Consider the following 14103-nt stretch of genomic DNA (forward strand, 5'->3'; position numbering starts at 1 on the left):
CCGTTAAACTAGAGACAATCGCATTCGGGTACTTGCCTGTGGCCAGAAGCACCGCAAAAAACGCATCCACGCCGGACCAGCAACGCCAGAAGTTGTGGAAAGAACTGGCCTTGGTGGCCATCGCGCCGATTCTTCTCTATCTCTTGGCCAGTCTGGTCACCTATTCCACGCAGGATCCAGGCTGGTCGCGAACCGGCAGTCTGGATGGTTCGGTGCAGAACATCGGCGGTCTGGTCGGGGCCTATCTGGCGGACATCAGCTTCTGGCTGTTCGGCTACATGGCCTATACCGTACCGGTGGTGCTGACCGGCGTGGCGTACATCGGCCTGTTCGGTTTGGACAGCGATGGCGACGGCCGTGTCGATTTCGGGCCGGCATTGCGTCTGCTCGGAATCGTCGGCTTTCTGGTCAGCGGCACCGGCCTGTGCCACATGATCGGAGGCCCTGCACCGGCGTTGCCGGCACAGTCGGGCGGCTTCATCGGCGACATGGTCGGCCGAAGCATGGGCATGCTGTTCGGCGGCATGGGCGGCAATCTGTTCCTGCTGACGGTTTTCCTGCTGTCGGTCACATTGGCCACCGGATTGTCCTGGTTCGCGGTCATGGACTGGATCGGTGCCGGGGTGCTGGCGCTGATCGGCCGTTTCTCCGCCAAGACCGATCAGGCGGCGGAGTGGAGCCGCACCCGCGCCATCCGTTCCGAACGCGAAGAAGTCCGCAAAACCGAAACCGAGCGCCGCGCCAAGCGCGAACCGATCAAAATCGCCGCCCCGGCACCGACCCTGGTCGAAAAAAGCGACCGTGCAGAACGCGAACAGCAGATCCCGCTGTTCAACGCCGGCGGCGTCAGTGAAATTCCGCCGCTGTCGCTGCTGGATGATCCGAAGCCGCAGGCCAAGGGCTACTCCGAAGAAACCCTGGAAACGCTGTCGCGCCAGATCGAATTCAAACTCAAGGATTTCCGCATCGACGTGCAGGTGGTCGGGGCCTATCCGGGTCCGGTGGTCACCCGCTTCGAAATGGAACCGGCGCCGGGCGTAAAGGGCAGCCAGATTTCCTCGCTCGACAAGGACATCGCACGCGGCCTGTCGGTGAAATCGGTCCGTGTGGTCGATGTCATTCCGGGCAAATCGGTGGTCGGTCTGGAAATTCCGAATACCCAGCGTGAAATGATCTATCTGTCGGAACTGCTGCGTTCGAAAGAGTACGACAAATCCAACAGTCCGCTGACCATCGCGCTCGGCAAGGACATCGGCGGCCGTCCGAGCGTGGCCGACCTGGCACGCATGCCGCATCTGCTGGTGGCCGGCACCACCGGTTCCGGCAAGTCGGTGGCGGTCAATGCCATGGTGCTCAGCCTGCTGTACAAAGCCAGCGCCAAAGATGTGCGCATGCTGATGATCGATCCGAAAATGCTCGAGCTGTCGGTCTACCAGGGCATTCCGCATCTGCTGGCACCGGTGGTGACCGACATGAAGGAAGCCGCCAACGGGCTGCGCTGGTGCGTGGCCGAAATGGAGCGCCGCTACAAGCTGATGAGCGCGGTCGGCGTGCGCAACCTGGCCGGATTCAACCGCAAGGTTCAGGATGCCATCGACGCCGGCCAGCCGATCATGGATCCGTTGTTCAAACCCAACCCCGAGCTCGGCATCGAGGCGCGTCCGCTTGAAGCCTTGCCCTATATCGTGGTCATCATCGATGAATTCGCCGACATGATGATGATCGTCGGCAAGAAGGTCGAAGAACTGATCGCCCGTCTGGCGCAGAAGGCGCGGGCTTCGGGCATCCATCTGATTCTTGCTACCCAGCGCCCCTCGGTCGACGTCATTACCGGTCTGATCAAGGCCAACATCCCGACCCGTGTTGCGTTCCAGGTGTCCAGCAAGATCGACTCACGCACCATTCTCGACCAAAGCGGCGCCGAGACCCTGCTGGGCCACGGCGACATGCTGTACATGCCGCCCGGAACCTCGCTGCCGGAACGCATCCACGGCGCCTTCGTCAGCGACGAGGAAGTGCACCGCGTGGTTGAGCATCTCAAACAGCACGGCAGCGGTACCGAATACATTCCCGGCGTGCTCGAGGAAGTGCAGATGATGGGTGACGGCGTGGTGGTCGGCGCCACCGGTCTGCCGGAGGCCAGCAGCAGCGGTGACGAGTCCGATCCCTTGTACGACGAAGCCGTCAAGATCGTCACCGAGTCCCGCCGAGCCTCGATCTCCGGGGTCCAGCGCCGTCTGAAGATCGGCTATAACCGGGCTGCGCGTCTGGTCGAAGCCATGGAAGCGGCCGGCGTGGTATCCAAGCCGGAACACAACGGCGACCGTTCGGTTCTCGCGCCGCCACCGGTCAAGAGTTGACATGCGCAGGCATCTGTTCGTCCTCATGCTGATGGCAATTGCATCGCCCCTGCAGGCGCAGACCGCACGCCAGCAGTTCGATGCCTTCGCCCGCGGCCTGCAGACCGCCTCGGCCGCTTTTCAGCAGGTCGTGACCGGTCCGAACGGCGAGAAGGTGCAGACGGCGCAAGGCCGGCTGCAGATGAAATCGCCCAACCGGTTCCGCTGGGAATACAGCAAACCCGATGTACAGTTGATTGTGGCCGATGGCCGCAAGATCTGGGTTTACGAACCGGATCTGAAGCAGGTCACGGTCAAACCGCAGGATGCGCTCAACCAGGACAGCCCACTCAGCGTGCTGTCTTCGCCGGCCGCCTTGGATCGCTTTTACACGGCCAGTGAATTGCCGGAAAAACAGGGCCTGCGTTGGCTGCAGTTGCTGCCGAAGCGGCCGGACAGTTCGCCCTTCGACAAGGCCTGGCTCGGTTTTGACGGCAACGGCCTGCGCAGCATGCGTCTGTTTGACAATCTTGGCCAGGTCTCCGAATTCACTTTCGGCACTTGGACGCGCAATGCCGCCATCGGCGAGGAACGCTTCCGGTTCACCGTTCCCAAAAACGTCGATATCGTCGAATGACATGAGCGACCTGTTCGCCAAGTCGGCACTGCAACCGCTGGCCGAACGCATGCGTCCCCGGCGTCTGTCCGACATGGTGGGCCAGAACCGACTGCTGTCCGAAGACGCGGCGCTCCGCAAAGCCATCGAGTCCGGCCGCATTCATTCCATGATTCTCTGGGGGCCGCCTGGCTGCGGCAAGACCACGCTGGCGCTGCTCGTCGCGCAATATGCCAAGGCCCGTTTCATCTCGATTTCAGCGGTGATGTCCGGATTGCCGGAGGTACGGAAAGTGCTTGCCGAAGCCGAACAGCATTTCCTGCGCGGCGAAGCCACCGTGCTGTTCGTCGACGAGGTGCACCGTTTCAACAAGGTCCAGCAGGACGCCTTCCTGCCCTACATCGAGAAAGGCAGCATTGTATTCATCGGCGCCACTACCGAGAATCCGAGTTTCGAGCTCAATTCGGCCCTGCTGTCGCGTTGCCGCGTGCATGTGATGGATGCTGTTTCGGTCGAGGCGATTGAAAGTGCCCTGCGGTCGGCTCTGGCTGACCGTGAACACGGACTCGCCGATGCTGCCGTTGTTTCCGACAGCCAGCTGCGCAGCATCGCGCAGGCCGCGGATGGCGATGTGCGGCGGGCCTTGACCTTGCTGGAAATCGCGGCGGAAGTCGCCGGCACGGGGCAGGGCGAGATCACCGATGCCGTCTTGCAGCAGGTGTTGGCCGACCGTACCCGCCGCTTCGACAAGGGCGGCGACCAGTTCTACGACCAGATCTCGGCACTGCACAAGTCGGTACGGAATTCGAACCCGGATGCGGCTCTGTACTGGTTTACCCGCATGATCGACGGCGGTTGCGATCCGGGTTACGTGGCCCGCCGCTTGACCCGCATGGCGGTCGAAGACATCGGTCTGGCCGATCCGCGAGCGCTCGGCATCGCCCTGCAGGCCTGGGATGCCTTTGACCGCCTCGGGGCGCCCGAGGGCGAGCTGGCCTTGGCCGAATGCGTGCTGTATCTCTCGGTGGCGGCGAAGTCCAATGCCGCCTACATGGCCTACAACCGGGCCAGGCGCGAAGTTCAGGAGACCGGCAGCCTGGATGTGCCGCTGCATTTCCGCAACGCCCCGACCCGGCTGATGAAGGAGCTGGGTTACGGCAAGGACTATTCCTATGATCCGGATGTGGAAGGCGGGATTGACTATGCCCAAACCGGATTCCCCGACGCCTTGGGTGAAAAAGTCTACTACCAGCCGGTGGCACAGGGTGCCGAACTCAAGATCGCAGAAAAGCTGGAGCGCATCCGGGCCCTGCGAAAGACCCACGCGCCGCGCTAAAATCCCCGTGTTAACGCGGTCTGGAAGCAATAAATGCCTTGCTGGGCAAAGCGTTCGGCGCGATAATTGACATTCGATTCAGTCATTTCCGGATGTCGTACGATGTTAGACCCGATTCTGTTCCGCGCTCATTTGCCGGAAACCGCCGAGACCCTGCAGCGCCTGCGTGGTTTCGGGCTGGATGTGGCCCGCTTCGAGGGCTTTGAATCCGAGCGCAAACGCCTTCAAAGCCGCACCCAGGAGCTGCAGAACCTGCGTAATACCCGATCCAAGGCCATCGGCCAGACCAAGGCCCAGGGCGGAGATGTTTCGGCATTGATGGCGGAAGTCGCCGGTTATGGCGATGAGTTGAAGGCTTCCGAGCAGGCACTGGATGCCTTGATGTTGGAGATGCATGCGGCCATGGCCGTCGTGCCGAACATTCCGCATGGCAGCGTTCCGCTCGGACGCGACGAACACGACAACGTCGAGCTTAAGAAAGCAGGCCAGCCGCCCGTGTTCGATTTCGAGGTCAAAGACCATGTCGCCCTGGGTGAACGCCACGGTTGGCTGGATGCCGCCGCCGGCGCCAAGCTCTCGGGATCGCGCTTTACCGTGCTGCGCGGCGAGCTGGCGCAGCTGCACCGTGCACTGGCACAGTTCATGCTGGATACCCACACCAACGAACACGGCTATATCGAGCACAACACGCCGCTGATCGTGAACGCCGAAAGCATGACCGGGACCGGTCAGCTGCCGAAATTCGAGGAAGACCTGTTCAGCACGCAGGTCGGTGACAGCAAGCGCTACCTGATTCCCACATCCGAAGTGACCCTGACCAATCTGGTCCGCGATGAAATCATCGATGATGCCGTCCTGCCGATGTGGCTGACCGCGCACACCCAGTGTTTCCGCGCCGAAGCCGGCAGCTACGGCCGCGATGTGCGCGGCATGATCCGCCAGCATCAATTCGAAAAAGTGGAACTGGTCGCCATCGCGCGGCCGCAGGAAAGCTATGCCGTGCACGAGGCGATGACCGTCCATGCCGAAGCCATTCTGGAAAAGCTCGGACTGGCTTACCGCCGTCTGCTGCTGTGCACCGGCGACATGGGTTTCGGTGCTGCCAGGACCCACGATCTCGAGGTCTGGCTGCCCGGCCAGAATGCCTACCGCGAAATCAGCTCCATTTCCAACTGCGAAGCCTTCCAGGCACGCCGCATGCAGGCGCGTTGGCGCAACCCGGAAACCGGAAAGCCGGAGCTGGTGCATACCCTCAACGGTTCCGGGGTGGCGGTCGGCCGCTGTCTGGTGGCGGTCATGGAAAATTACCAGAATGCCGACGGCAGCATCCGCGTGCCGGCGGTATTGCAGCCCTACATGCGCGGCAAAACACGGATCGGCTGACCCCCGAAAAATTCTTGTGGCGCCGGGATGGAAAAGGCGCAGAATGCCCTTGTCGATGTACCGCACGGCCGGGGATGCGGAATTCAAACTCTCTCTGAATGCATCGACCGGAAAAGCCTGACAGGATGTCGGGCTTTTTCGTGCAAAAAAAACGCCAGACAGGGTCTGGCGGGGCATGTAATGACCTAAATGGAGATAAATCTACAAGAGAGAGTCCGTACAGTATGGGGCAACCTGCCTGAACCGATGCTGATGGCGGCAGGCTGAGGCTGAATCGGCGTTGAATGCCCTGGTTTCAGCGCAGATGTTCATCATCCCATCCGGCATTTTCCCTGCGGCGATCGGTCATTCTGCGGCGATCCGGCGCTTTGATGTCATTTTCCATGCGGAATGAGTTCCGACGATCGCTATCCTTGCGGCGCTGCCCTTTGCGGCCATCGATGATCGGACGGTAATGGCATTCACAGGTTTTTGAACCGCAATCAGCCAAGGGCAGGGGCGTGCAATCGCCTGCAGGCATCCGGATACGGTCGTGATTACGGGCGAAATTGCAGGCCGTGCTGAAGTTCGGCGCCATGAACTCCCAGGCCACTACGGACTTAATTCCGGTATATCGCGAGGGATTGGCGACCTTGGCGGGTATATCGGCCAAGGTTAGCCGCCCGGTCGATTTCGCGGCGGGTTTACGGAAATAATATACCGCCGCTGCTGCGGCGACGAGGAAAAGGAGCAGGCCGATCCACATGAATGCCTCCGTAAGGTTGGCATGGCAGAGTTGGCGGAGAGAGTGGGATTCGAACCCACGGTGGGCTTGCACCCACGGCAGTTTTCAAGACTGCTGCCTTAAACCGCTCGGCCATCTCTCCGTTTCGTCATTTTAAACCCAATTCCCCGCTGCGGGGTCATTCGCCGAGCTTGAATTCAACCGGAATCAATAGTTCCGAATCGGTCGGAACCCCGTTTACCACTCTGGCGCTGAATTTCCATTGCATGACCGCTTCCCTTGCGGCCCTGTCGAGTTCGCGGGAGCCGCTGGATTTTTCAATGCGGATCCGGTCCGGGCGTCCGGCGGCATCAACCAGAACGCCCAACATGACCGTGCCGCTGTCATTGTTTCGCAGGGCGGCCGGCGGATATTTGGGTGCAACCCGTTCAAGAACCCCGGCTTCGTGGTTGCCGGCCACTGATTGCGGGGCGGTTTCGGAAGCGTCCGCCGTCTTGTCCTGACCGGGTTCTCCAGCCGGCTCGGGCGAGACTGCCGGCGACGCCACGGCCCGCCTTGCCCGAGGATTCGGCATGTCGGTGATGCTGCCGGACAAGCCTCCCGGCGCGCTCAACGGAGCCGAGTTTTCGGCGGTTGCGCTGTCATCGTTGCTGAAATACGCATGGTAGACCAGCCGGCTGCATTGCCATGGCACGGAAATCAGCAAGCCGATCAGCAAGGCCCTGAGAAAAAGACTGCGCGGGCTGTGCGTCTCCAGCCAGTGCACCAGCCGCGGCCAGTAATCCTGCCGAGTATTCCGTGCAAAGTCGGTGCAGTGCTGCTTGAGAGTCTGGTAATTCATGGCGGCATCGGCGGCGGTCAGCCTCCATTATAGGAAAATTCCTAAGCTCAATGCAGAATTTCACCGATTCCCGCAGCCGTCCGCCCTTCTTATGCTGAAGTCTCAATTCGCAGATAGGGGAGCAATGGCATGATTTCGGTTTTTATCGTGGATGACCACGCACTGGTCCGGTCCGGTTATCGTCTGATTCTTCAGCAACACCTGGATATGCAGGTGGTCGGTGAAGCGGAAAGCGGCGAAGAGGGGCTCCAGAAAATCAGGGCCTGCCGGCCTGATGTCGTGCTTTGCGATCTTCACATGCCCGGCCTGAGCGGGCTTGAAATCACCGAGCGTCTGAACCGGGGTTCGGCAAGCACGAAGATCATCATCGTGTCGGTTCAGTTGGAAGGGCCGATGCCCAAGCGCCTTCTTGATGCCGGCGCCAGCGGCTATCTGGGCAAGGCCTGCGATGCCGAAGAGCTGGTGCGCGCCATACGCGATGTGGCCCGCGGCAAACGCTATCTGGCCAACACACTGGCCCAGAAAATGGCGTTCGAAGGGCAGAACAACTCCCCCTTCGAACGTCTGAGTGCCCGTGAAATTGAAATATCGCTGCTGTTCTGCCAGGGCTGGCGTGCCGAGGACATGGCACGCAAACTCTGTGTCAGCTCGAAAACCATCGCGACCCACAAATACCGCATTCTCGAAAAGCTCGGCATCCAGGATACGATTGCGCTGGCCCGGCTGGCCGCACAATACGGCATCACCGAGCCCACGCTGCAGGTTTAGTCTTCCTTGCTTTCCGGGCTGATCCGAACGGTGAAGTCGAAACCGCTGCTCGGCGCATTGGGCATCGAGAACGACGGCGGAGCCACCGGCACGTAGCCGGTCTGCTTCGGTTTCGGTTCGACGAATTCAGGCTGGACCGGTTTGAGCGTTTCCGGCTCCGGTATCGGGGCGCTAGCCACTGGCTCCGGAATCACTTCAACGGGCAGGGGCGGCGGCACAGGTGCTGCGGCAGGAACCGCCAAGGCTTCCGTCTGACTTGATTCCTGCACCGGCGCAGCGGGAGCGATCTCGGTGATGGGTTCCAGATCCGTGAAGTCCGATTCGGCAGTAGACACCGGAATGGCGGACACGACCACAGGCGCAGGGCGCGGTGAAGCCGGCGCCAGCTCGCGCTTTTCCGTTTCGACCGTCACAGGCGCATCGTTTCCTGAAGATTCGGCGGGCGCAAGGTCAAATGCCACATCATCGGCATCTTCGAAATCCATTTCCGACTGGTCATTGGCGGCATCCAGCGTGCCGGCGGCTTCACCTTCGGGACGGCGGCGGCGGCGGCCACCACGACGGCCGCGACGGCGGCGCGGCGTGCCATCGGCCTGCAGCTCGGTGTTGACCGGATTGGCATCGCCTGCGGCAATCATGCCCACGGCATCGGCTGCCGCCTCAACAGATTCCTCGGCCTGTCCATTGATGCCCGCAGCGGCGCGTGCGGCGGCTTCAGCGTCGCGTTGCGCGCGTTTTTCGGCCTCCCGGCGCTGGTTTTCGGCGCGTTGGGCTTCCTTGCGTTCGGCCTCGCGTTTCTGCTGCTCTTCGCGGCGCTGTTTGCGCTGTTCGTCGGCCTGTTTGCGTTCTTCCTCGCTGCGCTCCGGACGGTTGCCGCGTTGCTGCTTGTTCTGGGAATTGCGCGGGTTTCCGCGGTTTTCTGAACGGTCACGGCGGGCGTTGTCGTTGCGTCGTGCCGGAGCCGGTTCGGGTTTCTTCGTTTCCGACTCGGCTTCGCCGGTGAAAATCGCCATCAGTTTCCCGAACAAACCGGCTTTCTTGGCGACAGGCGCCTGTTTGGCGGGTTCCTGTTCCGGAACGCTGGCCTGACGGGGCGGTGCAATCTGAGCCGGTTTGACATGCGTTACGGCCGGCTCAGCAGGTACGTTGAGCTGTGCTTTGGTCAGGGCATGCACTTCCAGTTTGCGCGGAACGCCACGCTGGTAGCTCGGCTTGACGGCGTCTTCCGGCTGATCGCCCTCGCGGATGCGAGTGACGTTGAAATGCGGGGTTTCCAGCGCCTCGTCGGCAACGATGATGATCGGTGCTTCGTGACGGCTTTCGATTTCGACCAATGCCCGGCGTTTTTCATTGAGCAGGTAGTTGGCGATCTGCGGCGGTGCCTGGACCAGCACCTGTGCGGTCTTGTCTTTCATCGCCTGTTCTTCGGACAGACGCAGAATCGACAGCGACAGCGATTCGACGCTGCGCATGCGGCCGTGGCCATCGCAGCGCGGGCAGACGATCTGGCTGGATTCGCCCAGTGACGGACGCAGGCGCTGACGCGACAGTTCGAGAAGGCCGAAGCGGGAGATCTTGCCGATCTGGACCCGCGCACGGTCGAGTTTCAGGGCCTGCTGCAGACGGTCTTCGACCATGCGCTGGTGCTTGCCGGAACTCATGTCGATGAAGTCGATCACCACCAGGCCGCCGAGATCGCGCAGACGCATCTGCCGGGCCACTTCTTCGGCGGCTTCCAGATTGGTATTGAGGGCGGTTTCCTCGATGTCGCCGCCCTTGGTGGCGCGCGAGGAGTTGACGTCGACCGCAGTCAGCGCTTCGGTCTGGTCCAGCACGATGGAGCCGCCGGAGGGCAGACGCACGGTACGCTCGTAGGCCTGTTCAATCTGCGATTCGATCTGGAACCGGTTGAACAGCGGAATGTCGTCCTTGTACATCTTCAGCTTGCGCAGGTTGTGCGGCATGACCAGCTGCATGAAGTCCTGGGCCTGCTCGAAGATTTCGTCGGTATCGACCAGCACTTCGCCGATTTCCGGACGCATGTAGTCGCGCAGGGCGCGGATGATCAGACGCGATTCCTGGTAAATCAGGAACGGCGAGGGCTTGGACAGCGCGGCCTGGCTGATGGCTTTCCAGACCTGGATGAGGTAGTCGAGATCCCACTGCAGTTCATCGGCATCGCGGCCCATGCCGGCGGTACGGATGATCACGCCCATGTCGTCCGGAATGTTCAGGGCGTCCATGGTCTGTTTCAGGGCCTGGCGGTCGTCGCCTTCGATGCGGCGGGAAACGCCGCCGGCGGTCGGCGAGTTCGGCATCAGCACCATGTATCGGCCGGCCAGCGAGATATAGGTGGTCAGTGCGGCGCCTTTGTTGCCGCGCTCTTCCTTATCGACCTGAACGACCACTTCCTGGCCTTCGCGCAGATATTCCTTCATGCCGGCCTTGTTCGGGTCGACACCGGGGACGAAATAGTCGCGGGAGATTTCCTTCAGCGGCAGGAAGCCGTGGCGGGGGCCACCGTAATCCACGAACGCCGCCTCGAGGGAGGGCTCCAGCCGGACGATCCGGCCCTTGTAGATATTCGATTTTTTCTGTTCTTTGGCAGGTTGTTCGATGTCGATGTCATAAAGCTGCTGGCCATCGACAATCGCCACGCGCAGTTCTTCAGCCTGCGTGGCATTGATTAACATCCGTTTCATTGTAATATCCTCACGCGCTCTACCGTAAGGATCGCCGAGTTCGGCATGCTTCCAAGGCACTTCCGAATTGTTCAGCGCTACCAGACCATAAGCGAACTTACGGGAGCGCAAATCTGTTGTTTCGTTAAAGGGGCCAAACCACGCCGAGCGTCGTTCGGACTATATGCAGGTTCAATGAAGCCCGCCAAGCGCTTTACATGGTCACTCCCTGGGAGTGTGGGGCGCTTATTGGGATACACTAGGCACTGGCTTTCGGCCGGCAACAAGTGAAATCAACATCTTACTTGCCCGCCTAGTTTAACAGATGGAACCAAAATGAACAGAGTTTCCTTGAATCCGGGCGTGAAAATGGTCAAAGTCCCGGATGACAGGGCCGGCCAGCGCTTGGACAATTTCCTGCTCGGGCAACTCAAGGGTGCTCCCAGGAGCCTGATTTACAAGATAATCCGCGATGGTCAGGTGCGCATCAATGGCAAGCGCGCCAAGCCGGACAGTCGTCTGGAAGCCGAAGACGAGGTCCGTATCCCGCCGGTCAAGATCGACCAGGCCGACCCGGACCGCGCTCCTCCGAAATCCATGCTTGAGCGTCTGGCGTCCAGCATCGTATTCGAGGACAAGGCTCTGCTGGTCCTGAACAAACCCTCCGGCATCGCCACCCACGGCGGCAGCGGGGTGTCCTTCGGGGTCATCGAGGGCCTGCGTGCCCTGCGCCCGAATGAGCCGCTCGAGTTGGTCCATCGCTTGGACCGCGATACTTCGGGGGTGCTGGTACTGGCTAAAAAACGCTCAGCCCTGTTGCAGCTGCAGGCCTTGATGCGCGGTGATGACGAGGAAGAGGGGCCGGAAAAGCAGTATCTGGCCTTATTGGTTGGCAAGATGCCGAACGGCACCATGACCGTCAACGCGCCTTTGCAGAAGTCCGTCATCCGTGGCGGCGAGCGCATGGTCCGTGTCGATCCGGCCGGCAAGGCCTCAGTCAGCCATTTCACCCTGCTGGAACGTCGTGGCGGCCACAGTTTCTGCAAAATACGCATTGAAACCGGCCGTACCCATCAGATCCGTGTGCATGCCGCGCACATAGGACACCCTGTGGCGGGGGACGATAAATACGGGGATAAGGAAGCCAATAAGAAACTGGCTGCAAACTATGGTCTCAAGCGCCTTTTCCTGCACGCCGCCTCCATGCAGTTCGCCTTGAATGACGGACAATCCCCTTACACCCTCAACGCGCCCTTGGCGCCGGAACTCAATGCCGTGCTGGACCGCTTAGCGGACGAGTAGGGCGTCGGCCTTGGCGGCGCAGATGAAGTCGTTCAGGCTCAGCCCGCCGACATCGTGCGTGGAAAAGCGGATTTCGCAGCGGTTGTAATGCACACCCAGATCCGGATGGTGGTCTTCCCGGTGGGCGATGAAAGCCAGGGCATTCACGAAGGCCATGGTCTGATGATAGTTCTCGAAGGGAACGATTTTGAAAAGCGCCTGTCCATGTTCGGCCAGTTGCCAGCCATCGAGCAGGGCCATCAGGGTCTGGGCTTGATGCGGTTCGAGCCGGTGTTCCGCGCCGCGCAACGGACGGCAGTGCTGCTGATGTAGTGGCGTTTCCATCGTCGTTCCATTCATGGGGGTTTCACTAGTTTAGAGTAAAATGAGCACATGATCGAAATCACCGAATCCGCACAGAATCACTTCCGACAACTGCTGCAGAGCCAGGGCGGCGATGCCGTCGGCATCCGTGTCAGTGCCCTGAACCCGGGGACGCCGGCGGCCGATGCCCGGCTTGAATTCGCCGATGCCGGCGATCTCCTCGGCGATGAGTGGCAGCTCGAATGCGCCGGATTCGTGCTGTACATCGATGCGGCCAGTGTCAGGTTCCTGGACGGCGCCCATATCGACATCAGCACCACCGCCACCGGCAGCCAGCTGACCATCCGTGCGCCCAACATCAAGGGCAAGGCACCGGATGCCGAAAGCTCGCTGGCCGAACAGGTCATGTGGCTGATTGAATCTGAAATCAACCCGCAGTTGGCATCGCACAAGGGCAAGGTCAGTCTGGATTCCATCGATGCCGACAACGTCGTATACCTGCGTTTCGGCGGCGGTTGCCACGGCTGCGGCATGGCCGATGTCACCCTGAAACAGGGCATCGAAAAAACCCTGATGGCCAAGATCCCCGCGATCAGCGCCGTCCGTGACGCGACCGACCACAGTTCCGGTTCGGCGCCGTTCATTCCACGTTGATCCGAAAAATATTCCTGTTCGGGCTGATTCTCGCCGGACATTACGGATTGTTCCTCTGGCTTGACGCCGCCACGCGCTACCGCGTTTCGGATATCCAATGGCAGACACGCACGGAGGTCACCTTCGTGGCCCCTCCGGTGCCGCAGGCGGCTGAAATTTCCCGGAGTAGAGTTGTCAAAGAAAAGGCAGCAGTAGGCCAGACCCGGCTGCATGAATCCATTCCGGCCAAAGAAGCCGTTCGCGCACATGCGCCTGCAACGGAAAAAAGCGAGCTGCGTATTCTCGACAGCGATGGACGGGTCTGGATTCCGCAGTCCGCCAAGGACGAATTCCTGACGCATGGACAAACCCGCCAGTTCGACATCCAGCGCAGCGGGCTTGACGACATGGATGCCCTGATCAAGCGACCGGTAGTGCTGGATTACCGCTCGACGCGATTCGACGCGGACTGGCAGGGCGACAAGCCGCGCCTGACCCGAATTCTTGAGACAGCAGTTGAGAAAACCACGGCGACGGTCAAAATCCCGATCCCCGGCCGGCCTGGCGCGCATCTGCAATGTAAATTGATGGTTCTGGCGGCCTCCGGCGGCTGTGGATTTACCGCCAATGATGACGGCTACTTCGTTGCCCATGATGATCCCGCGACACTGAGTCCCGAGGAAGAGAAACAATGCCGGGCCTGGTGGGATCTTATCGTATCGGCGAAGACCCAAGCCGAATGGCGGCGCACACGCATCCTGTATGAGCAGGAATGCCACAAGCCCCAGGCGAAACCCTGAAACGAAAAAAGCGGGCCGAAGCCCGCTTTGTCATTCCGCTGAGGCAGGGTTACTTGACGATGCCCATCTGGCCTTTCAGCGAGCCGAAGTAAACCGCCAGATTGGCCATGTCGGCATCGGTCAGGGCTTGAACCTGGCCGGCCATCACGGCGTTCACGCGCTTGCCGGATTTGTAATCCTTCAGGGCTTTCAGCAGATAGTCCGGATACTGTCCGGCCAGCTTCGGATAGGTGTTGTCGAGGGTTTTGTTGCCGTCGGCACCATGGCAGGCGGCACATGCAGCGGCTTTCTGCTTTCCGGCGGCGGCATCGCCTTTGACGCCCATGGCAGCGGTTTGGCCGGCCAGACAGAACAAGGCGACAGCGAGGAGGGGTTTG

At 60.8% G+C, this 14103-nt stretch carries 13 protein-coding genes and 1 tRNA gene; 8 read left to right on the forward strand and 6 right to left on the reverse strand.

The genetic code is table 11. The features are described from left to right. Positions 1-32: 32 nt before the first annotated feature. The 4 genes from Q0W88_RS02445 (at position 33) to serS (ending at position 5674) form a co-directional block, all read left to right on the forward strand. Positions 33-2360, forward strand: a complete 2328-nt coding sequence (locus Q0W88_RS02445) for a DNA translocase FtsK (RefSeq protein ID WP_297799647.1) — start codon at positions 33-35, stop codon at positions 2358-2360. Position 2361: 1 nt separating this feature from the next. After that, entirely contained in the window at positions 2362-2976 is a 615-nt protein-coding gene (gene lolA / locus Q0W88_RS02450) for an outer membrane lipoprotein chaperone LolA (RefSeq protein WP_297799650.1), read from the forward strand. A gap of 1 nt (position 2977) precedes the next feature. Then, entirely contained in the window at positions 2978-4291 is a 1314-nt protein-coding gene (locus Q0W88_RS02455; RefSeq protein ID WP_297799653.1) for a replication-associated recombination protein A, read from the forward strand. A 102-nt stretch (positions 4292-4393) separates the two neighbouring features. Continuing rightward, the gene (serS, locus tag Q0W88_RS02460) at positions 4394-5674 is read left to right on the forward strand and encodes a serine--tRNA ligase (protein WP_297799655.1); all 1281 of its coding nucleotides are present in this window, start codon (positions 4394-4396) and stop codon (positions 5672-5674) included. Positions 5675-5969: 295 nt separating this feature from the next. On the opposite strand, the gene Q0W88_RS02465 is transcribed toward serS, so the two are convergent. The 3 genes from Q0W88_RS02465 to Q0W88_RS02475 all read right to left on the reverse strand — a co-directional run bounded on the left by Q0W88_RS02465 (position 5970) and on the right by Q0W88_RS02475 (position 7239). Then, positions 5970-6419, reverse strand: coding sequence for a hypothetical protein (locus Q0W88_RS02465; RefSeq protein ID WP_297799656.1), 450 nt, complete (start codon positions 6417-6419; stop codon positions 5970-5972). 31 nt (positions 6420-6450) lie between these two features. Then, positions 6451-6540, reverse strand: a tRNA-Ser gene (locus Q0W88_RS02470). A 36-nt stretch (positions 6541-6576) separates the two neighbouring features. Next, positions 6577-7239, reverse strand: coding sequence for an energy transducer TonB (locus tag Q0W88_RS02475; protein WP_297799657.1), 663 nt, complete (start codon positions 7237-7239; stop codon positions 6577-6579). Positions 7240-7368: 129 nt separating this feature from the next. Between Q0W88_RS02475 and Q0W88_RS02480 the strand changes: the two genes are divergently transcribed. After that, positions 7369-8007, forward strand: coding sequence for a response regulator (locus Q0W88_RS02480; protein ID WP_297799660.1), 639 nt, complete (start codon positions 7369-7371; stop codon positions 8005-8007). Here the strand turns inward: Q0W88_RS02480 and Q0W88_RS02485 are convergent. Next, entirely contained in the window at positions 8004-10709 is a 2706-nt protein-coding gene (locus Q0W88_RS02485; protein WP_297799663.1) for an Rne/Rng family ribonuclease, read from the reverse strand. The genes Q0W88_RS02480 and Q0W88_RS02485 overlap by 4 nt on opposite strands. A 315-nt stretch (positions 10710-11024) precedes the next feature. On the opposite strand from Q0W88_RS02485, the gene Q0W88_RS02490 reads away from it, so the two are divergent. Beyond that, positions 11025-11990: an RluA family pseudouridine synthase gene (locus tag Q0W88_RS02490; RefSeq protein WP_297799665.1), complete on the forward strand. Its 966-nt coding sequence runs from the start codon at positions 11025-11027 to the stop codon at positions 11988-11990. Here Q0W88_RS02490 and Q0W88_RS02495 read toward each other — a convergent pair. Beyond that, positions 11976-12314, reverse strand: a complete 339-nt coding sequence (locus Q0W88_RS02495) for a 4a-hydroxytetrahydrobiopterin dehydratase (RefSeq protein WP_297799666.1) — start codon at positions 12312-12314, stop codon at positions 11976-11978. The genes Q0W88_RS02490 and Q0W88_RS02495 overlap by 15 nt on opposite strands. A gap of 48 nt (positions 12315-12362) precedes the next feature. Here Q0W88_RS02495 and Q0W88_RS02500 point away from each other — a divergent pair, with 48 nt between their 5' ends. After that, complete coding sequence (locus tag Q0W88_RS02500) at positions 12363-12947, forward strand: NfuA family Fe-S biogenesis protein (protein ID WP_297799668.1); 585 nt, start codon at positions 12363-12365, stop codon at positions 12945-12947. Continuing rightward, the gene (locus Q0W88_RS02505) at positions 12944-13726 is read left to right on the forward strand and encodes a hypothetical protein (protein ID WP_297799670.1); all 783 of its coding nucleotides are present in this window, start codon (positions 12944-12946) and stop codon (positions 13724-13726) included. Before Q0W88_RS02500 ends, Q0W88_RS02505 begins: the two co-directional genes overlap by 4 nt. 49 nt (positions 13727-13775) lie before the next feature. On the opposite strand, the gene Q0W88_RS02510 is transcribed toward Q0W88_RS02505, so the two are convergent. Beyond that, positions 13776-14103: c-type cytochrome (locus Q0W88_RS02510; protein ID WP_343212523.1), on the reverse strand; the 328-nt coding region annotated here is incomplete at its 5' end.

It is taken from the genome of Arenimonas sp. GDDSR-1 (genome assembly GCF_025980345.1).
GTDB lineage: Bacteria > Pseudomonadota > Gammaproteobacteria > Xanthomonadales > Xanthomonadaceae > Arenimonas.